At 65.0% G+C, this 25,747-nt stretch carries 23 protein-coding genes; 17 read left to right on the top strand and 6 right to left on the bottom strand.

The features are described 5' to 3' along the window. Nucleotides 1–2 precede the first annotated feature (2 nt). The gene (locus tag ABEH27_RS19480; RefSeq protein ID WP_346615132.1) at nt 3–728 is read left to right on the top strand and encodes a dienelactone hydrolase family protein; all 726 of its coding nucleotides are present in this window, start codon (nt 3–5) and stop codon (nt 726–728) included. A 114-nt stretch (nt 729–842) separates the two neighbouring features. On the opposite strand, the gene ABEH27_RS19475 is transcribed toward ABEH27_RS19480, so the two are convergent. Beyond that, entirely contained in the window at nt 843–1,706 is an 864-nt protein-coding gene (locus ABEH27_RS19475) for a pirin family protein (protein ID WP_346615131.1), read from the bottom strand. 115 nt (nt 1,707–1,821) lie between these two features. Between ABEH27_RS19475 and ABEH27_RS19470 the strand changes: the two genes are divergently transcribed. Beyond that, nucleotides 1,822–2,826 (top strand): amidohydrolase family protein, encoded by a 1,005-nt coding sequence (locus tag ABEH27_RS19470; protein WP_346615130.1) that lies wholly within the window; start codon nt 1,822–1,824, stop codon nt 2,824–2,826. Nucleotides 2,827–2,898: 72 nt separating this feature from the next. Here the strand turns inward: ABEH27_RS19470 and fabB are convergent, their stop codons facing one another. The 5 genes from fabB to ABEH27_RS19445 all read right to left on the bottom strand — a co-directional run bounded on the left by fabB (nt 2,899) and on the right by ABEH27_RS19445 (nt 9,813). Next, nucleotides 2,899–4,119 carry a beta-ketoacyl-ACP synthase I gene (gene fabB, locus ABEH27_RS19465; protein ID WP_346615129.1) on the bottom strand — a complete coding sequence of 407 codons (1,221 nt, stop codon included), beginning with the start codon at nt 4,117–4,119 and terminating at the stop codon, nt 2,899–2,901. Between the two features lie 11 nt (nt 4,120–4,130). Beyond that, a complete protein-coding gene (gene fabA, locus ABEH27_RS19460) occupies nt 4,131–4,646 on the bottom strand; it encodes a 3-hydroxyacyl-[acyl-carrier-protein] dehydratase FabA (RefSeq protein ID WP_012315334.1) in 516 nt (171 codons plus the stop codon). Nucleotides 4,647–4,847: 201 nt separating this feature from the next. Continuing rightward, nucleotides 4,848–6,779, bottom strand: coding sequence for an ATP-binding protein (locus ABEH27_RS19455; protein WP_346615128.1), 1,932 nt, complete (start codon nt 6,777–6,779; stop codon nt 4,848–4,850). Further along, complete coding sequence (locus ABEH27_RS19450) at nt 6,776–7,666, bottom strand: ABC transporter substrate-binding protein (protein ID WP_346615127.1); 891 nt, start codon at nt 7,664–7,666, stop codon at nt 6,776–6,778. The genes ABEH27_RS19455 and ABEH27_RS19450 overlap by 4 nt, the downstream gene beginning before the upstream one ends. Continuing rightward, complete coding sequence (locus tag ABEH27_RS19445) at nt 7,666–9,813, bottom strand: TonB-dependent receptor (protein WP_346615126.1); 2,148 nt, start codon at nt 9,811–9,813, stop codon at nt 7,666–7,668. The genes ABEH27_RS19450 and ABEH27_RS19445 overlap by 1 nt, the downstream gene beginning before the upstream one ends. Nucleotides 9,814–9,952: 139 nt before the next feature. Here ABEH27_RS19445 and ABEH27_RS19440 point away from each other — a divergent pair, with 139 nt between their 5' ends. The 15 genes from ABEH27_RS19440 to ABEH27_RS19370 all read left to right on the top strand — a co-directional run bounded on the left by ABEH27_RS19440 (nt 9,953) and on the right by ABEH27_RS19370 (nt 25,606). After that, on the top strand, nt 9,953–10,978 hold the full coding sequence (locus ABEH27_RS19440; RefSeq protein ID WP_346615125.1) for an NAD(P)H-dependent glycerol-3-phosphate dehydrogenase: 1,026 nt from the start codon (nt 9,953–9,955) through the stop codon (nt 10,976–10,978). Nucleotides 10,979–11,034: 56 nt separating this feature from the next. Further along, nucleotides 11,035–11,382: a DUF4389 domain-containing protein gene (locus tag ABEH27_RS19435; RefSeq protein WP_346615124.1), complete on the top strand. Its 348-nt coding sequence runs from the start codon at nt 11,035–11,037 to the stop codon at nt 11,380–11,382. Continuing rightward, the gene (gene sixA / locus ABEH27_RS19430; protein WP_346615123.1) at nt 11,379–11,837 is read left to right on the top strand and encodes a phosphohistidine phosphatase SixA; all 459 of its coding nucleotides are present in this window, start codon (nt 11,379–11,381) and stop codon (nt 11,835–11,837) included. The genes ABEH27_RS19435 and sixA overlap by 4 nt, the downstream gene beginning before the upstream one ends. A 111-nt stretch (nt 11,838–11,948) precedes the next feature. Beyond that, on the top strand, nt 11,949–12,323 hold the full coding sequence (locus tag ABEH27_RS19425) for a hypothetical protein (RefSeq protein ID WP_346615146.1): 375 nt from the start codon (nt 11,949–11,951) through the stop codon (nt 12,321–12,323). A 93-nt stretch (nt 12,324–12,416) separates the two neighbouring features. Further along, complete coding sequence (locus ABEH27_RS19420) at nt 12,417–13,205, top strand: alpha/beta hydrolase (protein WP_346615122.1); 789 nt, start codon at nt 12,417–12,419, stop codon at nt 13,203–13,205. Next, nucleotides 13,202–14,056 (top strand): alpha/beta hydrolase, encoded by an 855-nt coding sequence (locus ABEH27_RS19415; protein ID WP_346615121.1) that lies wholly within the window; start codon nt 13,202–13,204, stop codon nt 14,054–14,056. The genes ABEH27_RS19420 and ABEH27_RS19415 overlap by 4 nt, the downstream gene beginning before the upstream one ends. Before the next feature lie 108 nt (nt 14,057–14,164). Next, nucleotides 14,165–14,959 carry a DUF4892 domain-containing protein gene (locus ABEH27_RS19410; RefSeq protein ID WP_346615120.1) on the top strand — a complete coding sequence of 265 codons (795 nt, stop codon included), beginning with the start codon at nt 14,165–14,167 and terminating at the stop codon, nt 14,957–14,959. 12 nt (nt 14,960–14,971) lie between these two features. Then, nucleotides 14,972–16,024, top strand: coding sequence for an AI-2E family transporter (locus tag ABEH27_RS19405; RefSeq protein WP_346615119.1), 1,053 nt, complete (start codon nt 14,972–14,974; stop codon nt 16,022–16,024). 162 nt (nt 16,025–16,186) lie between these two features. Beyond that, complete coding sequence (gene kdpF, locus ABEH27_RS19400; RefSeq protein ID WP_082422724.1) at nt 16,187–16,276, top strand: K(+)-transporting ATPase subunit F; 90 nt, start codon at nt 16,187–16,189, stop codon at nt 16,274–16,276. Nucleotides 16,277–16,285: 9 nt separating this feature from the next. Beyond that, nucleotides 16,286–17,980 carry a potassium-transporting ATPase subunit KdpA gene (gene kdpA, locus ABEH27_RS19395; RefSeq protein WP_346615118.1) on the top strand — a complete coding sequence of 565 codons (1,695 nt, stop codon included), beginning with the start codon at nt 16,286–16,288 and terminating at the stop codon, nt 17,978–17,980. A gap of 9 nt (nt 17,981–17,989) precedes the next feature. Further along, nucleotides 17,990–20,044, top strand: coding sequence for a potassium-transporting ATPase subunit KdpB (gene kdpB, locus ABEH27_RS19390; RefSeq protein ID WP_346615117.1), 2,055 nt, complete (start codon nt 17,990–17,992; stop codon nt 20,042–20,044). 10 nt (nt 20,045–20,054) lie between these two features. Continuing rightward, the gene (gene kdpC / locus ABEH27_RS19385) at nt 20,055–20,606 is read left to right on the top strand and encodes a potassium-transporting ATPase subunit KdpC (protein WP_346615116.1); all 552 of its coding nucleotides are present in this window, start codon (nt 20,055–20,057) and stop codon (nt 20,604–20,606) included. Between the two features lie 121 nt (nt 20,607–20,727). Next, nucleotides 20,728–23,382 carry a sensor histidine kinase KdpD gene (locus tag ABEH27_RS19380; protein ID WP_346615115.1) on the top strand — a complete coding sequence of 885 codons (2,655 nt, stop codon included), beginning with the start codon at nt 20,728–20,730 and terminating at the stop codon, nt 23,380–23,382. After that, nucleotides 23,379–24,074, top strand: coding sequence for a response regulator (locus ABEH27_RS19375; protein ID WP_346615114.1), 696 nt, complete (start codon nt 23,379–23,381; stop codon nt 24,072–24,074). The genes ABEH27_RS19380 and ABEH27_RS19375 overlap by 4 nt, the downstream gene beginning before the upstream one ends. A 179-nt stretch (nt 24,075–24,253) precedes the next feature. Further along, nucleotides 24,254–25,606 (top strand): MFS transporter, encoded by a 1,353-nt coding sequence (locus ABEH27_RS19370; RefSeq protein WP_346615113.1) that lies wholly within the window; start codon nt 24,254–24,256, stop codon nt 25,604–25,606. The last annotated feature ends 141 nt before the right edge of the window (nt 25,607–25,747 follow it).

Here is a 25,747-nt window from a genome sequence, read left to right as displayed (position 1 = left end):
TGATGAGCAAGGTAATCGTCGAATCGCTGGTTTATCACCTGTCTGGCAAGACGTATGAAAGCCGCCTGGTGTACGAGCCCGGCGCGCTGGGGCGCCCGGGGCTTGTCATGGCGCCGAACTGGATGGGTATTGGCGAAGGTGCCGAGCGCATTGCCAAGGAAGTGGCCGAGAAGGGATACGTGGTGCTGATTGCCGACCTGTATGGGCAATCGGTGCGCCCGTCCAATGCCGACGAGGCGGGGGCGGCGATGATGCCGTTGAAGAATGACCGCAGCGAGCTGCGCAAGCGCATGAAGGGGGCGCTGGAGCAGCTGCTGGCGCAGTCGAAGGCACTGCTGGAGCCGGGCAAGGTGGCAACGTTCGGCTTCTGCTTTGGCGGTTGCTGCGCCCTGGAGCTGGCCCGTACTGGCGCCGACCTGAAGGCTGCGGTGTCGTTCCATGGCACGCTGGATACCCCGAACCCGGAAGATGCCAAGCACATCAAGGGCTCGGTGCTGGTATTGCACGGCGCGTCGGACCCACTGGTGCCGAAGGAGCAGTTGCCGGCGTTCGAGGAGGAGATGAATGCGGCCAAGGTGGACTGGCAGTTGCTGAGCTACGGCGGGGCGGTGCACTCGTTTACCGACCCGAATGCCAATGTACCGGGCAAGATGCAGTATGACCGTCGCACTTCGGAGCGGGCCTTCCGCTCGATGCACAACCTGCTGACTGAAGTGTTCCAGCGCTGATATGGCAGGGGGCGCTTTGCGCCCCATCGCCGGCAAGCCAGCCCCACAGTACTGCGTAGGCCGCTCTTTGTAGGAGCTGGCTTGCCGGCGATGGGCTGCAGAGCAGCCCCAAAATCACCGTGGTAACTCGATCCTTGAGGTTTCCCCAGGTACCCGCGGCCAATCCCCCGAAGCCCAGCGGGCTCTGGCTTGCTCGATCAGTTCCGGGTCACTGGCCACGAAATTCCAGTTCATCCGCCGCGGCCCGTCCAGCGGCTCCCCGCCAATCAGCACCAGCTGGCACTCGCCCTGCGCATACAGCGTCATGTCTTCGCCCTCGGGCAGCACCACCAGGCTGCAAGGCTCTACGTCCTGATCGCCCAGCAGCAACTCGCCATCCAGCAGGTAAAGCGCCCGCTGCGCGTGGTCAGTCGGTATCAGCAGCGTCGTTGCCGGCTGCATCCGTACGTGCGCATACAGGGTAGGGGAGAGCACAGGCACCGGTGACTCCAGGCAGAAACCGCTGCCGGCTATCATGCAGATACGCACGCCCAAGGTATCGCTCACCGGCAGGCTGGCTGCGGGGTGATGGCTATAACTCGGTACGCCTTGCTCAAGCGAGCGGGGCGACGCCAGCCACACCTGCAGCCCATGCAAGCGCGAACCGTGCGCCAGCGCATCCGCCGGTGTGCGCTCGACATGCGCCACGCCGCTGCCGGCCGTCATCCAGCTGACATCGCCCGGCAATACACGCTGATTCGAGCCCAGGCTGTCCTTGTGCAGGATCGCCCCTTCGAACAGGTAGGTCAGCGTCGACAGCCCGATATGCGGGTGTTGGCGGATGTCCATGCCATGGCCCGGCGCGTAGTCGGTTTCCAGCATATGGTCGAAGAACACGAACGGCCCGACGCTGCGGCACTGGGCCGAAGGCAGCGGGCGCAGGATCGGCTGGCCCTCGACCGATTCGGCGCGCGGGCGGATGATCAGGGGGCTGCTCATGCTGGGCTCCAGGCGGGGTGCAAGTGCCCCCAGCATAGCTGTTTGCGGTGCATTGCTGAACCGCCAGCTGCGCGGCCGGGTCTACTCTGCTCATACCCGGAGAAGGAAGCTGCCCATGATCGCCAGAGCGCTGGCCTGCCTGCTGTTATGTGGAGGGTTGTGCCAGGCGGCACAGGCGCGTGACTACCGTTACAGCGACGCCCACCTGCACTATGTGGACTTCTTCCAGGAGACCGAGGGCATGCCTGCGCTGATCAAGGCGATGGATGACGCCGGTATCGAGCACTCGATGATCTCCGGCGTACCGGTGGCCAAGAAGTGGCATGAAGACGAGCCCAAGCGCCCGCGCTACTACGCCGGTGACGATGCCGATGCGTACTGGTACAGCGCCACGGACACCTACGTGGCGGCAGCGCTGCAGACATTGCCCGAAGCGCAGCGTAAACGCTTTCATCCGTTCCTGACGGGCTTCAACCCGGTCGACAAGAACGCGGTCAGCCATATCGAGCGCATGCTCGATCTGTATCCCGGGCTGTGGCAAGGCATTGGTGAAGTCTTCACCCGCCACGACGACCTCACGGCCTTGACCAGCGGTGACACGCCCCGTGCCAACAACGAGGCGATGACGCGCATCTATCACCTGGCCGCCGAGCGCGACATGCCGGTGCTGCTGCACTCGAACATCACCTCCAAGCGCGAGCGCAACCCGCTGTACCTGGCCGAGATCGAAGAGCCGCTGCGCAACCATCCGCATACCCGGTTCATCTGGGCACATGCGGGCACCAGCATGGAGATCCATCGGCATCAGACGCAGATGGATTTTCTGCTGCCGGTGCTGACGCGTTTGCTCGAGGACTACCCGAACCTGTATATCGACCTGTCCTGGAGTGTGCTGGAGCCCTATCTGCTGGATGACCAGGGCGCGCCTCGCAAGGCGTGGCTGGCGTTGGTCGAGCGGTACCCGGAGCGCTTCATGCTGGGGTCCGACGTGGTGGGTAAATTCGGTAGCGTGGGTGAGCAGATGCACGGCTTCAAGCCGTTTCTGGATGCTTTGCCGGAGGGGGTGGCGAAGAAGGTGGCGCGGGACAACTTCCTGGCGGTGTTGCCCAGGGCTCGCTAGCTCAGTACACAACCTACAGGCAAAAAAAACGCCCCGAACCAGTCGGGGCGTTTTTGTCACAGCATCAAGGCCTTACTTGCCTTCCCAGCGCTTGAGCACCAGGGTGGCGTTGGTGCCGCCGAAGCCGAAGCTGTTGCTCATGACCGTATCGATCCTGGCGTTTTCTTCGGTTTTGCGCACGATCGGCAGGTCCGCAACTTCCGGGTCCAGCTCGTCGATGTTGGCGGAGCCGGCGATGAAGTTGTTTTCCATCATCAGCAGGCAGTAGATCGCCTCGTGCACGCCAGCGGCGCCCAGCGAGTGGCCCGACAGGCTCTTGGTCGAGCTGATCTTCGGCGCTTTGTCGCCGAACACTGCACGAACACCCTTGATCTCGGCAACGTCACCGACCGGGGTCGAGGTGCCGTGGGTGTTCAGGTAGTCGATCGGGGTGTCGACGGTGGACATCGCCTGCTGCATGCAGCGGATGGCACCTTCGCCGCTTGGCGCGACCATGTCGTAGCCGTCGGAAGTGGCGCCGTAGCCGACGATTTCGGCGTAGATCTTGGCGCCACGGGCCAGGGCGTGCTCCAGTTCCTCGACCACGACCATGCCGCCGCCGCCAGCGATGACGAAGCCATCACGGTCGGCGTCGTAGGCGCGCGAGGCCAGCTCCGGGGTGTCGTTGCGCTTGGTCGACAGGGCGCCCATGGCATCGAACAGGAACGACTGGCTCCAGTGCTCTTCTTCACCGCCACCGGCGAAGACGATGTCTTGCTTGCCCCACTGGATCTGCTCCAGTGCGGTGCCGATGCAGTGGGCCGAGGTGGCGCACGCCGACGAGATCGAGTAGTTCAGGCCCTTGATCTTGAACGGGGTAGCCAGGCATGCCGAAACGGTGCTGCCCATGGTGCGGGTGACGCGGTAAGGGCCGACACGCTTGACGCCTTTCTCGCGCAGGGTGTCCAGCGCTTCCATCTGGTTCAGGGTCGAGGCGCCGCCGGAGCCAGCCACCAGGCCGGTACGCGGGTTGGAAACCTGCTCTTCGGTCAGGCCAGCGTCCTTGATCGCGTCCTGCATCGCCAGGTAGGCGTACGCCGCAGCGTGGCCGACGAAGCGGTAGACCTTGCGGTCGATCAGTTCTTCGAGGTTGAGGTCGATGGACCCGGAAACCTGGCTGCGCAGCCCCATTTCCTTGTATTCCGGGTTGAAACGGATACCCGGACGGCTGTTACGCAGGTTTTCGGTGACGGTAGCTTTGTCATTGCCCAGGCACGATACGATGCCCAGACCAGTGATAACGACGCGGCGCATGCGAATAACCCTTAGAAATTGTCAGTGGAGGTGAACACGCCGACCCGCAGGGCTTCGGCCGTGTAGATCTCGCGGCCGTCAACGCTGACCGAGCCATCGGCGATGGCCATGTTCAGCTTGCCCTTCAGGACGCGCTTGATGTGAATGTTGTAGGTGACTTTCTTGGCGGTAGGCAACACCTGGCCAAAGAATTTCACTTCACCCGAACCCAGGGCGCGGCCACGGCCTGGCAGGCCTTGCCAGCCGAGGAAGAAACCGACCAATTGCCACATGGCATCGAGGCCCAGGCAGCCCGGCATTACCGGGTCGCCTTCGAAGTGGCAGGCGAAGAACCACAGGTCCGGGGTGATATCCAGCTCGGCGACCAATTCACCTTTGCCGTACTTGCCGCCTTCTTCGCTGATATGGGTGATGCGATCGACCATCAGCATGTTCGGCGCGGGCAGTTGCGCATTACCTGGGCCGAACAGCTCACCGCGACTGCAGCGCAGCAGGTCTTCCCGAGTAAAGGCGTGTTGTTTGGTCATGCGAGCTCCTCAATAACCCCCTGTGGCAGGGGATGAATCTTCCCGGCCAACCCGGCATCTCTCCGAGCGGCAGCCTACAGGTAGACTATTGCGTTGTGGTGAAAGTCACAGCGCACCTGGCGAAAGAAGTACAGGTGTGCACTGAAACGTCTATTTTCAGGGCCGAAGAAGGTCCTGTCCAGTACTTAAGACTGCCGCACTTTAGCATTTATCGCCAGTCGCGGCTGTCTGGCCGGGTAACCAGCGTTGCAATACCCGCTGCAGTTCGGTGCGGCGGAAGGGTTTGCTCAGGTAATCGTTCATGCCAGCGTCGATGCAGCGTTCACGATCGCCCTGCAAGGCATTGGCGGTCAAGGCGATGATCGGTAGCAGGCCGCCATTGGGCAGCAGGCGGATGCGCCGGGTGGCTTCATAGCCATCCACCTGTGGCAGCCGGCAGTCCATCAGGATGGCGGCAAACCGATGCTGGCTGACCTGTTCTACCGCCTGAATGCCGTCGTGAGCCACGCTGACCTCAAGGCCCAGGCTACGCAGCATGGCCTCGATGACGCTCTGATTGACCGGGTTGTCCTCGACCAGCAGGATGCGTCCGCCTTGCGCGAGCTGCCCATGGGTCACCGCTGCGCCTGGCAGTGCTGCAGGCGTGGCGGTGGCCAGTGCCAGCGGCATCTCCAGGGTGAACGTCGAGCCCAGCCCTTCGCGGCTTTCGCCACGCAGCTTGCCGCCCATGCGTTCCGCCAGGGTGCGGGCGATGGACAAACCCAGGCCGGTGCCGCCATAGCGCCGCGAAATCGAACTGTCAGCTTGCTGGAACGCAACGAACATCATCTCCAGGCGCTCGCTGTCGATGCCGATGCCGGTGTCGCGCACGCTGCAGGTGAACCAGAGCGTCTGGCGGTCGAGTACCTGCCAGCGGGCCTCCACCTGGACCTGGCCACGTTCGGTGAACTTCAAGGCGTTGCCGACCAGGTTGAGGAGGATCTGGCGGATGCGGGTGGGGTCGCCCACCACCTGCAACGGCCCGTTGTCGTCGGGTAACTGCAGGTGCAGGTGCAAGCCGCGCTGCTGGGCGCTGTGCTGGAACGACTGCACGCTGCTGGCGATCAGCTCGCCCAGGTTGAAATCGATGTGTTCCAGCTGCAGTGTGGTGCGTTCGATCCGCGAGAAATCGAGGATGTCGTTGATCACCTTCAGCAGGTGCCCGGTGGATTCGCTTGCCACCGCCGTGTACTCGGCCTGTTCGCTGGTCAGCGGGGTGGTTTCCAGCAGTTGCAGCATGCCCAGCACGCCATTCATGGGCGTGCGCAGCTCGTGGCTCATCATCGCCAGGAATTCGGACTTGGCGCCGTTGGCCTGTTCGGCCTCTTCACGGGCCTGGATCAACTGGGCAATGGCTTGCTTCTGTTCCGTGCTGGCCTGTTCGAGGGCGTTGGCCAGGTTGTTGATGTGGTGCGCCAGGTGGCCCAGTTCGCTGTCGTCGACCACCGGCAGCGGCGTGTTGTATTCACCTTGCTGGATGGCCTTGACCGCGTGGCCCATGTCACTGATGGGCTTGGCCAGGCTCATGGCCAGGCGGCGGGCGAGAAGGAAGGTGAACAGTAGCGCGAACAGCGCCAGGATGCCGGCCTTGATCACGATCTCCTGCTGGCGCTGGCTGAAGGCGTCGTCCGACATGCCGACGATCACCCGCCCCAGGTAGTCGTCGCCGATCGCTGGCTGCGGGGCCTTGCCCTGCTGCAGGAAGTCGTTGTCCAGGCGGATCTGCTGCAGGCGGATCGGCGCCTGGAATACTTCCACGCGCTGAGCCCGGTTGGCACTTTCGTCGGACTGCTCGACGTACACCAGGATGTGGTTGCGGCTGTCCTGCACCTCCAGGAAGCGCACATGGGGGATGCTCAACGTGGCGCGCATCAAGCCTTCGAGCACTTCATTATTGCCCGAGATGACGCCGTATTCGGACGCTGGGGCCAGCTGGTTGGCGATCAGTTGCCCGGTGTGGTTGAGCTCCTGGCGCAAGTCCTGGATGCGCACGAAGGTGAAGAAACTGATGAGCAGCAAGGTCAGCAGCAGCGCGGGGCCCAGGCTGATGATCTGGGTGCGGGTATGGATGTCCCAGCTCAGGCGTTTGCTCATGGGGTGTGTTCTCCTTCGGCCAGGGCCTTGGCGGTGGCGTTCGGATCGATCGGTTCAAGGCCCAGGGCGCGGGCCACCTGCTGGTTGCCGCTGACGCCGAAGCGTGCCGGGTAAAGGCTGCGGGGCCAGCGTGTCGGCGGATGGTCGAGCAGTTGGTCGAGGACCGCCAGCCAGTCATCCTGGTCGCTGTAGGTGCTGGCCAGTGCGCCAGCGCGGACGAAACCGGCGTTCGGGCCGATCAGCGCCATCTGCCGGCCATAACTGCTGAGCAGCAGGTTCTTGGCGGTCTTGGAGTTGTACAGGTCGGGGTCGTCGAGCCCCAGCAGCACGTCGCTGTTGCCCAGCACATGCTGCAGCGGGCGGCTGTCGCGCTGGTCCGGCCAGTCCTGGGCCACGACCTCCAGCCCCAGCGGGCGCGCCGCCTGGCGCAGTTCATCGAGCAGAAAATGGCTATGCTCGCCGTACAGCACGCCGATGCGCTGGGCCTGGGGCAGCAGGTAGCGGGCCAGGCGCAGTTGCCGGGCCAGTGGCGCGTCACTCCACAGCAAGGTCAGGAAGGCCGGGCGCGACTTTCCCAGGCGTTGCTCGGCCTGCACGCGGCTGATGCGCATGGCCAGTGCCGGTGGGCCGGCAGTTTCGCCCAGGCGCCAGTCCAGCGCGGCGCTGTCCAGCAGCACCAGGCGTGTATCTGCCTTGAGCAGGCCGGGGCGGGGCAGTTCGGCGACGGTCTGAAACCGCACCTGGTCATGGCTGCGGCGGCTTTCGAGCGCTGCGGCAAAGCTGCGGATGCCGGGCTGGTCCTCGCCGCCGACCAGCAGGATTTCGCTGGCAGACAGCGAACCCAGTGGCAACAAGCAGAACAGCAGCAGGCGCAGCAGTCGGGCCATCAGAACTCCAGCTCCGCGCTGACACTCAGGCGGTGTCGGCTGTCGTAACGGTTCTGGGCCGTGGTAATCGGCTCGTCGTCCAGGCGCTGCTGCCACAACGCGGCGAGCTCCAGGTTGCTGCCCTGGATGCGCAAGCGTTTGGCTACGCGCAGGTCGAGGCGCTCGTAGCGGTACTGGTTGAGCGTAGCGTCGCCGTAATAGAACAGCGCGCTCGACCAGCCTTGGCCCCATTCGCGCATCCAGCCGGCCGAGCCACTGTTGCGGGCCGTGTTGGCGCTGTCGACGGGGTTGCTGGCCCAGGCGTCGACGTAGGCGTAGGTGAAGCGCAGGCGGTCACGCCGGGTGGGGCGCCAGTCCAGCTGCGCCTCGCTGCCGCTGAAGCGGGCCTTGTTGGCGTTGCTGGCGATGTACTGGTTGTTCTTCAAGGGTTCGCTGATCATTCCGGTGATCTCGTCGTAGAACAGCTTCACATCCATGTTCAGGTCGATGTCGCTGAACTGCCCGTTGTAGCCCAGCTCGCGCGAGCGCATGCGTTCCTGGTCGAGGTCGCCCGGCCCGCGCGTCTTGACGAAATATTCGCCGTGCTGCTGGCCGAATGCGGTGGGTGTGAGGTTCTTGACCGTGTAGCTCCAGTTGACGTTGTTCTCGAACATGTCCGGCGAGCGCACGGCTTCGGAGTACACCGCGCGCAAGCCGTGGCGTGGCGTGATCAGGTAGTTGACCGCCATGCGCGGGGTCAACGAGCTGCCGGACAGCTGCGAGTCTTCGAACATCGCGCCGCCCTGCACGATCCAGTGCTCGTCGGCGCGCCACTCCAGCTGGCCGAACAGGCGCCAGGTCTGATCGTCCAGGCTGCCGTCGAAGTAAGTCTGCGAGTCGGCGCGATCATAGCGGTAGTTCATGCCGCTGAGCAGGCGCAGGCTGTCGGTCAGGCTCAGGGTGTCCTGGATTTCCAGGTCGTAGCGGGTTTCGCGGGTGCTTTGGTCGACATCGCCGCACACCACATTGCTGCCACCCTGGTTGTTCCACTGGTTTTTGATGGCGTCGACCAGCGCCTGTTCTTCAGGGTTGCTGCTGCTGGGCGGGTTGTTGGCCCCGCGGGCGACCTGTTCGGCGAAATTCGGGTTCAGTTGCCACAGCCGGGTCAACTCCGGGCTGAACGACAGTGCCGCGTCGCACGCGCGCCAGACCTGCTGGCGGTCGAAGTGCTGGGCCGAGCCCTGCACGTACAGGCTGTGATCGGGGTTGAAATCGATGTTCCAGCGCACCGAGCCTGCATAATCCTTGGCGTTGACGTCTGCGTTGTCGCCGCTTTCGGTCACGAAGGGGAACACCGGCTGATAGGTGTAGGGCCGCTGGTTGCTGCCTTCCTTGGCCGCCAACTGCCATTCCAGCGTCTGGTTCGGCGCCAGGGTGTGGCTGACGCTGAGGTTGAAGCGGTTGAGCCGGCGGCTGTCGCGGTAATCCTGGCCGAACTGGTTTTCATCGAAGCCGTCATCCTTCTGGCCCGATACCGACAGGCGCAGGTCGCCGCCGTCCCAGCCCAGGCCCTGGCTGAGGTAGTAGTCGTCGATGCCGTTCTGGCCGCGGGTCAGCTTCATGCGCGTGCCGTGGCTGTCGGCCGGGTTGCGGGTGAGGATGTTGACCACCGCCATCAGCGCGTTGGCGCCGTAGCTGACGGTGTTGGGGCCGCGGAACACCTCGATGCGCTCGATATCCTCGAGCGCTACCGGGATATCGCTCCAGTCGACCGTGGCCAGTCCCGCGCGGTACACCGATCGGCCGTCGATCAGCACCTGCATGCGCCGGGCTTCGTTGACGCTGGTGCCGTGGTAGTTGACCGTCGGCTGGTTGCCGGCGCCGTAGCCGATCATCATGCCTGGCACCAGGCGCAGCAGCTCGGGAATATCACGGGCGCCGCTGGCACGAATCAGCTCGCTGTCGAGCACGGTCATGCTGCCCGGCACGGCGGCCGGGGATTGTTTCAGGCGCGTGGCGGTCAGAACCTGCGGCAGGTCGGCGTTGTCGATGAACAGGTCGTCGGCAAAAGCCTGGCCACCGAGCAAGGCGGTCAGCAGCAACAGGCGAGGGTAGGGAGGCGTGCCAGGGAACACGATACGGCCTTGTATCAGGGTTGAAACAGGCATGTTAACTGACCGTGGGGGTTTTGCCAGTGATCTGCGGCATGAGTGCCGACCGCTTCACGGGCACTGCCACTGGCTCTGTCGCCTGCGCACCGTATAATGCCCCCGTCGCCACTTCATTAATGGCTCTAACGGATTGAATATGACTCAACAGCAACCTGTTGCAGTTCTGGGAGGCGGTAGCTTCGGCACCGCCGTGGCGAACCTGCTGGCGCAAAACGGTGTGCCGGTGCGCCAATGGATGCGCGACCCCGTGCAGGCCGAAGCCATGCGCGTCAATCGCGAGAACCCGCGCTACCTCAAGGGTATCCGGCTGCATGATGGCGTCGAGCCGGTCAACGACCTGCTGGCCACCTTGCAGTCCAGCGACCTGGTTTTCGTCGCGCTGCCATCGAGTGCCCTGCGCAGCGTGCTGGCGCCGCATGCCGAGTTGCTGAGTGGCAAATGCCTGGTCAGCCTGACCAAGGGCATCGAAGCGCAGAGCTTCAAGTTGATGAGCCAGATTCTTGAAGAGATTGCCCCGCAAGCGCGTATCGGCGTGCTGTCCGGGCCGAACCTGGCCCGCGAGATCGCCGAACATGCACTGACCGCCACGGTGGTCGCCAGCGAGGACGAAGCGCTCTGCGAACGTGTGCAGGCCGTGCTGCATGGCAGCACCTTCCGGGTCTACGCCAGCAACGACCGTTTCGGCGTCGAGCTGGGTGGCGCGTTGAAGAACGTCTACGCAATCATCGCCGGCATGGCCGTGGCGCTGGGCATGGGCGAGAACACCAAGAGCATGCTGATCACGCGCGCACTGGCCGAGATGACCCGCTTCGCCGTGAGCCAGGGCGCCAACCCCATGACCTTCCTTGGCCTGGCCGGCGTAGGCGACCTGATCGTTACCTGCTCCTCGCCCAAGAGCCGCAATTACCAGGTCGGCCACGCCCTAGGCCAGGGGCTGACCCTGGAGCAGGCGGTCAGTCGCCTGGGCGAGGTGGCAGAAGGGGTCAATACCCTCAAGGTGCTCAAGGCCAAGGCGGAGGAAGTACAGGTATACATGCCGCTGGTGGCCGGCCTGCATGCCATCCTCTTCGAAGGGCGCACGCTGAACCAGGTGATTGAGCGCCTGATGCGTGCCGAACCCAAGACCGATGTCGACTTCATTTCCACCAGCGGTTTCAATTGAGCCACCAGCGTCCCGAATGAGCCTTTAGCGTCTTTGATCAGAGCAAGGAGCGATACATGAACGATACCCCCGAGCGCGCCCAGCGCGAGTCGATCATCCTGCGCGTGGTGTGGATGCTGGTGTTCCTGGTGGTCTGGCAACTGGCGGAACTGCTGCTGGGCGGCCTGGTGCTGGTGCAGCTCATCTACCGGCTGATTTACGGTGCGCCGAGCGCCAGCCTGATGAACTTTGGCGACAGCCTCAGCCAGTACCTTGCGCAGATCGGACGCTTCGGCACCTTCCACACCGACAACAAACCCTGGCCGTTTTCCGACTGGCCTGCCCCACGTGCCCCGGAAGGTGAAGCGCCACATGCCGTGGCCCCAGCCCCACACCCGGTGCGCGACGAGGAGCCCAAGCTGTGAAGCTGTGGGTGCTACGCCACGGCGAGGCTGAGCCACGGGCCAATACCGATGCCGAGCGGCGCCTGACGGCCCATGGCCGTGAACAGGTACTGCGCAGTGCGGCGCATCTGCTCGGCCAACCGCTGCAGGCCATCATCGCCAGCCCCTACGTGCGGGCGCAGCAGACGGCAGCCCTGGTGCATGACACCCTGGGGTTTGCTGAACCCGTGCGTACCGTGCCCTGGCTGACGCCGGAGAGCAGCGTCCAGCAGGCCATCGCTGAAATCGAGCGCCTGGGCCTTGAGCATGTGCTGCTGGTCAGCCATCAGCCGCTGGTGGGCTCGCTGGTCGGCATGCTCGAGCACGGGCACCTTCAGCAGCCGGCGCCTATGAGCACGGCGAGCCTGGCAGAACTCGAAGGCGATTGGCCGCTGGCGGGCCTGATGACGCTTCGCGCGCTTAATTCACCTGACTGACTGCGGCAACTGGCAGTTTTGCCAGTTGCCGGTAGATTGGATCCATTGTTAGCGTTGGTTCTGGAGCACAAGCGAATCAGTGTGGCATGGAGTGGTGGAATGAGTGGTCTGATGCCAGAGTTGTTGCGTTCGTTGGACCTGCAGTCAACGGTTGAAAGCGTGCAGCGCGGCGTTGTGCTGGATTTTGCCCAGTACAGCCTGCTGCGCGAATCGGCCGATGCCAAGCTTTACCATTTAATGGGCAAGCTGCGCCGCAGAGGCCAGCAGAGCGATACCCGCCATCAGCAAGGTGAAGACGATTTACGCAAGCTGCAGGACGCCTGCCTGCGCGTCTCCCATCTGGTGCAGACCAGTTGCCTGGCGTTGCGGCGGCTGGAGCTCGACTACCAGGACCAGCGCCTTGCCCGAGAGGTTCTGGAGAGTCAGGTGGCCTACATGCAAGCCTGCCTGCAACGTTCCCTGGCGAGCTTTGACAGCAGCGCATGACCTGATTGCCCTTGGCGTTGACCTTTACAGATGTTGCCGAGCATCAGCGCGATGCCGACAATGGGCCATCATCCCCGCTCCGGACCAGGCGCCATGTCGCAGCAGATCTTCTTCGCCCATGCCAACGGTTTCCCGTCTGCCACCTACGGCAAGCTGTTCGCGGCCCTGGCACCGGACTATCAGGTGCAGCACCTGCCCCTGCACGCCCACGACCCGCGATTTCCGGTCAACGACAACTGGCAGAGCCTGGTCGACGAACTGTTGCACCACCTGGCCCGTCAGGGCCAACCGGTCTGGGGCGTCGGGCACTCGCTAGGGGGCGTGCTGCACCTGCATGCGGCGCTGCGTTGCCCTGAATACTACCGAGGGGTGGTAATGCTCGATTCGCCGGTGCTGACCCGTGCCGACCAATGGTTACTGCGCACTGCCAAGCGTTTCGGCTTCATCGACCGCATTACCCCGGCAGGCCGCACCCTTGGCCGGCGCGAAGCGTTCGCCGACCGCGACAGCGCGCGTGACTACTTCGCCAGCAAAAGCCTGTTCCGGCATTTTGACCCCGAATGCCTTGAGGCGTACCTGGAACATGGCCTCGAAAACGCAGAGCAAGGCCTGCGTCTGCGTTTCGACCCGGCTACCGAAATCAGCATCTACCGCAGCATCCCCCACGCCAGCCCGGCACCGGCACGCCAGCTCGCGGTGCCGCTGGCGATGGTGCGGGGTGACCGCAGCAATGTTATCCGGCGCCATCACACGCTGGCCGTGCGCGCCATGCCACGTGGCGAGTATCACAGCGTGCCAGGCGGGCACATGTTCCCGCTGGAACGGCCAACCGACACCGCCAGCCTGATCAAAGGCCTGTTCGACCGCTGGAGCCAGGCATGAGCGCGCATGTCGAGGAAATTCGCCTCAGCCTCGGCCATATCGAACTGGCGGCGCACTTGTTCGGCCCCGAGCAGGGGCTGCCGACGATCGCCCTGCACGGCTGGCTGGACAATGCCAACAGCTTCGCCCGCCTGGCGCCGCAACTGAAAGGCCTGCGTATCGTCGCCCTGGATCTGGCCGGGCATGGTTACTCCGAACACCGCCCGCCGGGGGCTGGCTATGCGCTGGCCGACTATGCCCACGATGTGCTGCGGGTTGCCGAGCAACTGGGCTGGCAACGGTTTGCCCTGCTCGGGCATTCGCTGGGGGCGATCATCTCGGTGCAACTGGCCGGCGCCTTGCCGGAGCGGGTCAGCCACCTGGTGCTGATCGACGGCGTCATCCCACCGACCGGCGCCGAGGCGGATGCCGGGGAACGCCTGGGGCTGGCGCTGCAGGCGCAGCTGCGCCTGGATGGCAAGCGCAAGTCGGTTTACAAGACGCTGGAGGAGGGCGTGCAGGCGCGTATGAAAGGCATGGTTGCGGTCAGCCGTGACGCCGCCGAGCTGCTCGCCCAGCGCGGACTGATGCCGGTGCCCGGCGGCTACAGCTGGCGCAGCGACAGCCGCCTGACCTTGCCATCGCCTGTGCGCCTGAGCCAGGCCCAGGCCATGGCCCATGTGCACCGGGTGAGTTGCCCGGCCTGCCTGGTGGTGGCCGCCGATGGCATGCTGGCACGTCACACCGAGCTGCTGCAGCAGCTAACCTTTGAACAGACGGTGCTGCCCGGTGGGCATCACCTGCACCTGAACGATGAACAGGGCGCGGCCCTTGTCGCAGACTGTATCAATCGCTTCTTTGGCTTTGCTTGACTTGCATCGGACAAGTGTCGAGGCTTGGCGGGTTGAAAGGGAGACAACCATGCAACTGCCAGACATTCTGGAGCTTCACTTCGGCGCCGGTCGCCGTCTGGGCCGCCGATGAGCGCGCCCGTTGCCATGCGCACCGCCGTTTGCGCCAGCCTGCTGTTCGCCAGCCCGTTGCTGTGGGCCGGCAACCTGCCGGTCCCCGTGGACGCCAAGGTGGTCGACCAGCGGCCGGTGGTCGAGCAAGAACGCATCTACCCCATGGGGCCGCTGCGCAAGATCAGCGGCCGCTTGAGGGTCGATGACAAGGTCGAGAGCCGCGGGCAGGTCAGTTCCGTCACCTATGAATTGCCGGTGGAGCGCACCGCCCGCGAAGCGTTCACCAGCGCCCGCGAGGAACTGCAGCGCGACGGTGGCTACCCGTTGTTCTGGTGCCAGGGCCGCGACTGCGGCGAAGCCAGCCTGTGGGCCAATGATGTGTTCGCCAGTGCACGGCTCAATGGCGGTGACGAGCAGCAGGCGTTCATCCTGCTGCGCCGCTCCGCCGAAGAGGCCGATACCCTGGTGGCGCTGTACAGCGTCACGCGCGGCAATCGCCGTGCCTACCTGCATGTGGAAGAGTTCGTCGCCGGCAGCCCGCTCGGTGAGCTGCTGCCCACGGCAGCTACGGTGCTGCGCGAAATGCGCGACACCGGCAAGCTCGACTACCCTGACCTGACCACGCCGCAACCTGCCTGGGTGGCGTTGCTGGGCCGCAGCCTCAACCTCGACAGCACCTTGCGCGCCAGCCTCAGCGGCAACGAGGCCGAGGCCTGGCGCGAGCAACTGGTCAAGGCGGGCGTACGCAGCAACCGACTCGAGGTCGGCAATGCGCCTACCGACGGCCTGCACCTGGAATTGATCCGTTGAACGAGCGCCACCATGGCCAACAATGATCGCCTGCTGATACAGATCGTCCTGCTGGCCTTGCTCGGGGCTGCCCTGTGGGTGATGGCGCCGTTCATATCGGCGCTTTTGTGGGGGGCGATCCTGGCCTTTGCCAGCTGGCCGCTGATGCGCCTGCTGACGCGGGCGCTGGGCGGGCGCGAAACACTCGCTGCAAGCCTGCTGACCACCGCCTGGATCCTGATCGTGGCCTTGCCGCTGGTGTGGCTGGGGTTCAACCTGGCTGACCACATCCGCGATGCCACGGCCTTTGTGCGTGACGTGCAAGTGGACGGCCTGCCCGAGGCGCCGGACTGGCTGGGTGGCATTCCCTTCGTCGGCGAGCGCCTGGTGCGCTGGTGGCAATCCCTCGACCAGCAGGGCGCGGCGCTGATCGCCTCGGCCAAGCCTTACTTCGGCCAGGTGGGCAACTGGCTGCTGGCGCGCAGCGCACAGATCGGCAGCGGCGTGCTGGAGCTGACCCTGAGCCTGGTCTTCGTGTTCTTCTTCTACCGTGATGGCCCGCGCCTGTCGGCGTTCGTCCTGCGCTTGCTCAACCGCCTGGTAGGGGACCGCGCCGAGTACTACCTGGAGCTGGTGGCCGGCACCGTGCAACGGGTGGTCAACGGCGTGATCGGTACTGCAGCCGCCCAGGCACTGCTGGCCCTCATCGGTTTCCTGATTGCCGGTGTGCCAGGCGCCATCGTGCTGGGCCTGGTGACCTTCATGCTCAGCCTGATCCCCATGGGCCCGCCACTGGCATGGATACCCGCGACGGGCTGGCTGGTGTGGAAGGGTGAGTACGGCATGGCGGTGTTCCTGGGCATCTGGGGCACCTTCGTGATCAGTGGCGTGGACAACGTGCTCAAACCGTACCTGATCAGCCGTGGGGGCAACCTGCCGCTGGTGATCGTACTGCTTGGGGTGTTCGGCGGTTTGATCGCCTTTGGCTTCATCGGCCTGTTCATAGGGCCGACCTTGCTGGCGGTGGGGTACAGCCTGCTGCTGGACTGGAGCCGCAATGCCGGGCAACAGACGCCCCAGCGGTAAGCGCGAACCGGCCCAGCGATTGGGCCGGCACAGCCACCCATGAGTCGCTGATTTTTACGCTTTCTTTATTCCCATCCCCACCCCTCGATCTCGCCTCTTTACGCCCCTCCCTCGGACAATCTCCCCAAAGCGGCCCAAGCCGCACCCAGGGGAGATCTGCACATGAACATGCTCGACGGGCTGTCACTGCTTTTGGCAGTGGCATTGGCGGTTTACCTGCTGGTGGCGCTGCTGCGCGCCGATCGCAGCTAGGGAGCGGCCATGCACAGTTATGACTTCGCGTTGCTGTTGGCGTTTTTCGTCATTGTGCTGCTACCGGCACCGTGGCTCGGGCGGTTCTATTACAAGGTGATGGAGGGCCAACGTACCTGGCTGACGCCACTGCTTGGCCCGGTGGAGCAGGGCTGCTACCGGCTGGCTGGCGTGCGCGCCGAGCAGGAGCAGAACTGGAAGCAGTACACCCTGGCTCTGCTGGCCTTCAACCTCGCCGGCTTTCTGGTGCTGTTCGCCGTGCTGCTGCTGCAAGGCCATCTGCCGCTCAACCCGCAGCACCTGCCCGGCCAGGAATGGTCGCTGGCCTTCAACACGGCGGTGAGCTTCGTCACCAACACCAACTGGCAGGCCTACAGCGGTGAGGCGTCGGTCAGCTACCTGAGCCAGATGCTCGGCATGACCGTGCAGAACTTCGTCAGTGCCGCCACCGGCCTGGCCGTGCTGGTCGCGCTGTGCCGCGGCATCGCCCGGCGCTCCACCAGCAGCCTGGGCAACTTCTGGGTCGACATGACCCGTGCCACCCTTTATGGCCTGCTGCCACTGTGCCTGTTGCTGGCGCTGCTGCTGGTGTGGCAAGGCGTGCCGCAGACCTTCGCCGATTACGCCCACGCCATAACCCTGCAAGGCGCCGACCAGACCATCCCGCTGGGCCCTGCCGCCAGCCAGATCGCGATCAAGCAGTTGGGCACCAACGGTGGCGGCTTCTTCGGCGTCAACTCGGCGCACCCGTTCGAGAACCCTACGGCCTGGAGCAACCTGTTCGAAGTGGCCGCGATCATCCTGATTCCGGTCGCCTTGGTGTTTACCTTTGGCCACTACGTCAAGGACCTGCGTCAGAGCCGCGCGATCCTGGCCTGCATGCTCGGCCTGTTCCTGATTGGCGGTGCGACTGCGCTGTGGTCGGAGCACCAGCCGAACCCGGCACTGGAAAGTGCGCAGGTGCAGCAAAGCGCGCCGATGGAAGGCAAGGAGAGCCGCTTCGGCACCACCGGTTCGGTGTTGTGGACGGTGACCACCACCGCAGCGTCCAACGGCTCGGTCAACGCCATGCACGACAGCCTCAACCCGCTGACCGGCATGGTTGCGATGGTCAACATGATGGTGGGTGAGGTGATCTTCGGCGGTGTCGGCGCGGGGCTGTACGGGATGCTGCTGTTCGTACTGATTGCGGTGTTCCTGGCGGGCCTGATGATTGGCCGCACGCCGGAATACCTTGGCAAGAAACTGCAGGCGCGGGAAGTGCAGTTGCTGGTTGCGACACTGCTGGTAATGCCGGTCGGTGTGCTGGTGCTGGGCGCCATTGCCGCCAGCCTGCCGGGCCCCGCTGGGGCGGTCAGCAACCCTGGCGCCCATGGCTTCAGCCAGTTGCTCTACGCCTACACCTCCGGCACCGCCAACAACGGTTCGGCGTTCGCCGGGTTCGGCGCCAACACGGTGTTCCACAACGTGATGATCGGCCTGGCCATGCTGATCGGCCGCTTCGGCTACATCCTGCCAATTCTGGCCTTGGCTGGCAGCTTGGCGGCGAAGAAAAGCGCGCCACAAGGGCTGAACAGCTTCCCCACGCATGGCCCGTTGTTCACTGGCCTGCTGCTGCTGACCATCCTGCTGGTCGGCGGCCTGACCTTCCTGCCGACCCTGGCCCTTGGGCCAATCGCCGAACACCTGAGCCTGGGTTTCTGAGGACCGATCATGAACATGCCCATTCCTGAAGTGAATGCCCCGCGCAGCGCCAAGGACCAGACCCGCATTGGCGCGCTGTGGCGCCCGGCGCTGGTGCAGGCGTTCGTCAAGCTCGACCCACGGCAGCTCAAGCGCTCGCCGGTGATGCTGGTGGTCGCCCTGACCGCGGTGTTGACCACCGTGCTGTGCTTCGCACCCGGCAGTGGTGTCAGTACCGGCGTTGCCGTGCAGATTGCCCTGTGGCTGTGGTTCACCGTGCTGTTCGCCAACTTCGCCGAAGCGTTGGCCGAGGGCCGCGGCAAGGCACGCGCCGACAGCCTCAAGGCGGGTAGCCAAGGCCTGACTGCCCAGCGTCGCAAGCACGACGGTACCTTTGAAACCGTCAGCGCAACCCAGCTGCGCAAGGATGACGTGGTCCGTGTCGTCGCCGGCGACATGATCCCCGGTGACGGCGAGGTGCTCGAAGGCATCGCTGCCGTCAACGAGGCGGCCATCACCGGCGAGTCCGCACCGGTGATCCGCGAGTCCGGCGGTGACCGCTCTGCCGTTACCGGCAACACCCGGCTGGTATCCGACTGGTTGCTGATCCGCATCACCAGTAACCCGGGCGAATCGACACTGGACCGCATGATCGCCTTGGTCGAAGGCGCGAAACGGCAGAAGACCCCCAATGAAATCGCGCTGGATATCCTGCTGATCGGCCTGACCCTGATCTTCCTGGTGGTAGTGGTGACCCTGCAGCCGTTCGCCCACTTTGCCGGTGGCAGCCTGCCGTTGATCTTCCTCGCGGCGCTGCTGGTGACGCTGATCCCCACCACCATCGGCGGCCTGCTCTCGGCCATCGGCATCGCCGGCATGGACCGCCTGGTGCGCCTGAATGTGATTGCCCGCTCGGGCCGTGCGGTGGAGGCGGCCGGTGATGTGCATACGCTGATGCTCGACAAGACCGGCACCATCACCTTCGGCAACCGCCGCTGCAGCGCCTTGCATGCCGCCACGGGCGTAACCGCCAAGGAGCTGGGCGAGGGCGCCTTGCTCGCTTCGCTGGCCGATGACACTGCCGAAGGCAAGTCGATCGTCGAGTACCTGCGCCAGTTGCACGACTTCGTCGAGCCGGCAGCCGGGCAGTTCGAGGCCATTGCCTTCAGCGCCGAAACGCGCCTGTCGGGCATCGACTTGCAGCAACACCGTTACCGCAAAGGGGCTGTGGATGCGGTTCTGGCCTTCGTCGGCATGCAACGCCTGGAGATGCCGGCCGCGCTGGCCCGCGAAATCGAGCGCATCGCCCAAAGCGGTGGCACGCCGCTGCTGGTATGTGTGGACAAGCGTCTGCTGGGCGTGATCCACCTCAAGGACGTGGTCAAGCCGGGCATCCGCGAACGTTTCGCCGAACTGCGCAAGCTGGGCATCCGCACGGTGATGGTGACTGGCGACAACCCGCTGACCGCCGCCGCCATTGCCGCCGAGGCCGGGGTGGATGATGTGCTGGCCGAGGCCACGCCCGAGAAGAAGCTGGCGCGCATCCGCCAGGAACAGAACGACGGTCGCCTGGTGGCGATGTGCGGCGACGGTGCCAACGACGCCCCGGCACTGGCCCAGGCCGACGTGGGCATGGCCATGAACGACGGCACCCAGGCGGCGCGCGAGGCAGCCAACATGGTCGACCTGGACAGCGACCCGACCAAGCTGCTGGATGTGGTGCAGGTCGGCAAGGAGCTGTTGGTTACCCGTGGCGCGCTGACCACCTTTTCCATTGCCAACGACGTGGCCAAGTACTTCGCTATCCTGCCGGCGCTGTTTGCCGCCATCTACCCACAACTGGGCGTGCTCAACCTGATGCACCTGGCCAGCCCGCAGAGTGCGATCCTTTCGGCCATCGTGTTCAACGCACTGATCATCATCGCGCTGATCCCCCTGGCCCTGCGCGGTGTGCGCGTGCAGGCCGCCAGCGCTGCCCACCTGCTGCGGCGCAACCTGCTGATCTACGGCCTGGGCGGCATCATCGTGCCGTTTGCCGGGATCAAGCTGATCGACCTGCTGCTCAACGCTCTGCACCTGGTCTGAGGAGGCCATCATGAACACTTATGTACGCCCGGCGCTGAGCCTGATCCTGCTGATGACGGTGGTCACCGGCGCGCTGTATCCGCTGGCGGTGACCGGTATTGCCCAGGTGGCGTTCCCTGAACAGGCCAATGGCAGCCTGGTGCGCGATGACCAGGGCCAGGTGCGCGGCTCTGCGCTGATCGCCCAGGATTTCCAAGGCGATGGCTGGTTCCACTCGCGGCCATCGGCGGGGGCTTATGCCACCGTGGCCAGCAGTGCGAGCAACCTGTCGCCGAGCAACCCGGCGTTGGCCGAGCGGGTAGGCAGTGATGCTGCGAAGCTGTATCAGGCTGAGCAGGGGCCAGTGCCGCAGGCCCTGCTGACCACCTCTGGCAGTGGCCTGGACCCGCATTTGCCGCCTGAAGCTGTGGCCTATCAGATTGCGCGCGTGGCGGCAGCGCGCAAGCTACCGGCCGAGCGCTTGCAAGCCTTGCTCGAAGAGGCCACCCTCCACCCATTGATCGGCCCGCCTGTGGTCAATGTGCTGGCGCTGAACCAGGCCTTGGAGAAGCTGGGGCAGTAAGCCTGCTCCCACAGCTATTGCACCGCTCGCTGTGAGCTCCCTGTAGGAGCCGGCTTGCCGGCGATTGGCCTGCGAAGCAGGCCCAACCCTTGTCGATCGCCGCCATTTCGAAGGATGAAACATGAGTGACGCAGCCCGCGCAGACGCGCTGTTGGCCAACCTCCCGCGCGAAGGCCGTGGCAGGCTCAAGGTATTCCTCGGCGCCGCCCCCGGTGTAGGCAAGACCTACGCCATGCTCCAGGCCGCCCATGCCCAGCAACGCCAGGGCGTGCAGGTACTGGCGGGGGTGGTCGAAACCCACGGCCGCGCGGAAACCGAATCGCTGCTCGCCGGCCTGCTTCAGCAACCGCTGCTGCGCAGCGACTACCGTGGCGTCACCCTCGAAGAAATGGACCTCGATGGGCTGCTCAAGGCAACGCCTTCGTTGGCGTTGGTCGACGAGCTGGCCCACACCAACGCGCCGGGCAGCCGTCACGCCAAGCGCTGGCAGGACGTGCAGGAACTGCTCGCCGCCGGCATCGACGTGTATACCACGGTCAACGTCCAGCACCTGGAAAGCCTCAACGACAAGGTCCGCGACATCACCGGCGTGCAGGTGCGCGAAACCTTGCCGGACTGGGTATTGCAGGAAGCCTTCGAGCTGGTGCTGATCGACCTGCCGCCGCGCGAGCTGCTCGAACGCCTGCGCGAGGGCAAGGTGTACGTGCCTGAGCAGGCGCGGGCGGCGATCGATGCGTATTTTTCCCAGACCAACCTGACCGCACTGCGCGAGCTGGCGATGCAGACCGCCGCCGCCCAGGTCGACGCCGACCTGGCCCACGGCTATCGTCAGCGCGGCCAGGAGGCACCGGCCCTGCGTGGGCGCTTGCTGGTGGGCGTGGATGGCGACGACCAGGCCGAACGCCTGGTGCGCCACGCCAGCCGCGTCGCGCAGCGTCGGCATTTGCCCTGGAGCCTGGTGCATGTCGACAACGGCCGGCTGCGTGACGAAACCGCCCGCCAGCGCCTGCAGGCCGCCCAGCAGTTGGCCGAGCGCCTGGGCGGGGAAGTGGTGCTGCTGCGTGCGGGTGAAGTGGCGCGCACGCTGATCCAGCATGCTGGCGAGCGCCGTGCCAGCCTGGTGCTGGTGGGGCAGTCGCGTGATCGCCTGCGTCGCCGCCTGTTCGGCGCAGGCGTCGCCGCGCGGCTGCTACGCGAGAACCATGGCCTGGAAATCAACGTCCTCGACCGGGATAACCAGCCGGCGCCTGCGAGTGCTGCCGTGCAACGGGTATGGGTGTGGCGCCACTACGTGCTGGCGCTGGTCGCTACCGCGCTGGCGGCAGGCTTGTCGTGGGCGGTGTCCAGCGTGTTGGCGCTGCCCAACATCTCCCTGGTGTTCCTTGCTGCAGTGCTGCTGGTCGCGGTGCGCAGCAGCCTGGGCCCGGCGCTGGCCTGCGCCGCACTGTCGTTCCTGACCTACGACTTCCTGTTCATTCCGCCAAACTTTTCCTTCAGCATCCAGCGTGAAGAAGATGTGCTGACCCTGGTCTTCTTCCTGCTGATGGCCGCGCTCACCGGCAACCTCGCCGCGCGCCAGCGCCGCCAGCTGCAGGCCCTGCGCGAAACCCAGGCACAGACCAATCAACTGCTCGACCTGTCGCGCCGCCTGACCGTCGCCGCCGACCGCCAGGCCGTGTTCAACGCTGCGGGCCAGCACCTCGATGGCTGGCAGGACGTGCAGGTCTGCCTGCTCGAACGCAACCCGGAAGGCTTGCTGCAGCTGGCCAGTGGCGAGGCGCATGGTTTGAGCGACAACGAACGTGCCGCCGCCGAATGGGCCTGGCAACACGGCCAGGCCGCCGGCCACGGCAGCGACACACTGCCCAACGGCCGCTGGTGGTGGTGGCCGTTGGCGGTCGATGAGCATCCCCTGGCCTTGCTTGGCGTGCGGTCACGGTCCGGCGAGCCGCTCAGTGCTCAGCGCCGCCGCTTGCTCATGGCGCTTGGCCAGCCCCTGGCCCAGGCTTTGGCACGCGCACGCCTGGCCGAGCAGCTGGAAGCGGCCCGCCTGCACGGCGAAACCGAACAACTGCGCAGCGCCTTGCTGGCTTCGGTCTCCCACGACCTGCGCACCCCGCTGACTGCCATGCGTGGCAGCATCGACAGCCTGCTGGCGCTGGGCGAGGCCATCCCCGTCGAGGACCGCCGCGAGCTGCTGGAAGGCACCCGCAACGAAGCCGAACGCCTCGATCGCTACATCCAGAACCTGCTCGACATGACCCGCCTCGGCCACGGCGGCCTCAAGCTTGCCCGCGACTGGGTGGCGCCCGCCGATATCGTCGGCAGCGCCCTCAACCGCCTGCGCGTGGTGCTGGCGCCACTGCGCGTGCACACCGATGTCCCTGCCGAACTGCCACTGCTGTTCGTCCACGCAGCGTTAATCGAGCAGGCGCTGGTCAACGTGCTGGAAAACGCCGCGCGCTTTTCGCCGGCCCAAGGTCGCCTGGACCTGGTGGTTTCGGTGCACGACGAACACCTGTGTTTCGCCGTCAGTGACCAGGGCCCTGGCATCCCCGTGGCAGAGCGCGAGAAGATTTTCGACATGTTCTACACCGCCGCCCGCGGCGACCGTGGCGGGCAAGGTACCGGCCTGGGCCTGGCGATCTGCCAGGGCATGATCGGCGCCCATGGCGGGCAGATTCTGGTCAGCGAAGGCATCGATGGCCACGGCACCTGCATCACACTATGCTTGCCGCTGCCTCAACAACCTGAAGCCGAAAGCGAAGCCCCATGAGCCAGTCCGCCACCCTCCTGGTCATCGATGACGAACCGCAGATCCGCAAGTTCCTGCGCATCAGCCTGGCCTCCCAGGGTTACAAGGTGCTCGAAGCCGCCACCGGCAGCGAAGGCCTGGCCCAGGCCGCGCTGGCCAAGCCTGACCTGGTGGTGCTCGACCTCGGCCTGCCCGACATGGACGGGCAGCAGGTGCTGCGCGAATTGCGCGAGTGGAGTGCAGTGCCGGTGATGGTGCTGTCGGTGCGTGCCAGCGAAGTGCAGAAGGTCGATGCGCTGGATGGTGGCGCCAACGACTATGTGACCAAGCCGTTCGGCATCCAGGAATTTCTGGCCCGTGTGCGTGCGCTGTTGCGCCAGGTACCGCAGGCTGGAGGGGGCGAGGTGGCGGCAAGTTTCGGGCCGTTGACTGTGGACCTTGCGTTTCGCAAGGTGACCCTGGATGGCGTAGAGGTGGCGTTGACCCGCAAGGAGTACGCGCTGCTGGCGCAGCTGGCCGGGCACCCGGGGCGGGTGATAACCCAGCAGCAACTGCTGAAGGATATCTGGGGGCCGACGCATGTGGAGGACACCCATTACCTGCGCATTGTGGTGGGGCATCTGCGGCAGAAGCTGGGGGATGACCCTACGGCACCGCGGTTCATCATTACCGAGGCGGGTGTTGGTTACAGGCTGGTGGCGCCTGTCAACTAACGGCATGCACAAGCCTAGTTTCTGCAGATAGCCATTGGAGCGCGCTGAACTGGAGTAGACGCGGCGATCCCCATTCCCCGTCATCAGCGCGGTCAATGTTGGCAGACGGATCCACGCTCCGCCGGTAGATTCGTCAGGCGTGCTGGAAGCCCCGAACAACAATAACGAGGGACCCGACAATGCGGACCGCCACCCAAGCGAGCAACGCCTGGCGCATTCTGTTTCTGCTGTTCCTGGCCAACCTGTTCAACTTCTTCGATCGCACCATCCCTGCCATCATCATCGAGCCGATCCGCCTGGAGTGGCACCTCAGCGACTTCCAGATCGGCCTGATCGGCACCGCCTTCACCTTGGTATACGCCATAGCCGGCCTGCCGCTGGCGCGCATGGCCGACACCGGTTCACGCAGCCGCTTGATGGGCTGGGGGTTGATGGCCTGGAGCGGGCTGACGGCGGTCAACGGCATGGTCGGCAGTTTTTGGAGTTTCCTGCTGGTACGCATGGGCGTGGGCATCGGCGAGGCCAGTTACGCGCCCGCCGCCAACTCGCTGATCGGCGATTTGTTTCCCGCCGAGCGGCGGGCGAGGGCGATGGGCATTTTCATGCTCGGCCTGCCGTTGGGCTTGTTGCTGGCCTTTTTCACCATCGGCGCCATGGTCCAGGCCTTCGGCAGCTGGCGAGCACCGTTCTTCATCGCCGCTGTGCCCGGCGTGCTGCTGGCGCTGTTCCTGTTCATGATCCGCGAGCCCGCACGTGGCGCGGCGGAGGTGGTAGCCGTTTCCCAGGCGCCAGTGGACCACCCCCTGCGCCGGGTACTCAGCGTGCCTACATTTGCCTGGCTGGTGCTGGCCGGCCTGACCTTCAATTTTGCTTCGTACGCCTGCAATTCGTTTATGGTCCCGATGCTGCAGCGCTACTTCGAATTGCCCCTGCAGCAGGCAGCGGTGGCCACCGGCATGATCGTCGGCCTGACTGGCCTGGTGGGGCTGACCCTTGGTGGGTGGGTGGCCGACAAGGTGCATCAGCGGTTCGCCAACGGTCGGCTGCTGTTCGCCGTATTGAGCATGCTGGTGGCAACGCTGGCCACCGCCTGGGCGCTGCACGCCGGGCGTATCGAACTGGGCCTGTTCGTGGCCGTTTTCGGTGTCGGTTGGCTGTTTTCGTACAACTTCTACACCTGTGTGTACACCGCGATCCAGGACGTGGTGCAACCCCGCCTGCGGGCCACGGCCATGGCCCTGTACTTCGCCGGCCTGTATCTGCTCGGCGGCGGCTTGGGCCCGGTGGTGGTGGGAGGGCTGTCAGACCACTTCGCCGTGGCCGCCATGGACGCGGCGGGGGAAGCAGTGATGAACGAGGCGTTCAAGGCCGAAGGGCTGCATGACGCGATGTACCTGATACCCGTGGCGCTGATGCTGACCATGGTGTTTCTCTTGGCGGCGTCGCGGTGCTTCAGCCGGGATGCACAGCGGATGCGCGAGGGAATGGCGGCCGACTGTGGAATAGAGGTGGGCAAAGCCGCCCAAGCCTGAAGCCAAGCCTGCAAAGCGCCGGGGGAGCAACTCCCCCGGCAGAGCACATCGCTGCAATACGCGTTGTCGCCAGCGCTCTAGCATGCTCGTCCGGTGAAGGCTTCAGGCACCACTTGTCCAGTACATGGCATTTGGCCGCAT

This window comes from Pseudomonas sp. P39-UII1 (assembly GCF_039672635.1).
GTDB lineage: Bacteria > Pseudomonadota > Gammaproteobacteria > Pseudomonadales > Pseudomonadaceae > Aquipseudomonas.
The sequence above is the reverse complement of the archived record's forward strand: the minus strand, read 5'-3'. Positions and strand labels throughout refer to the sequence as shown.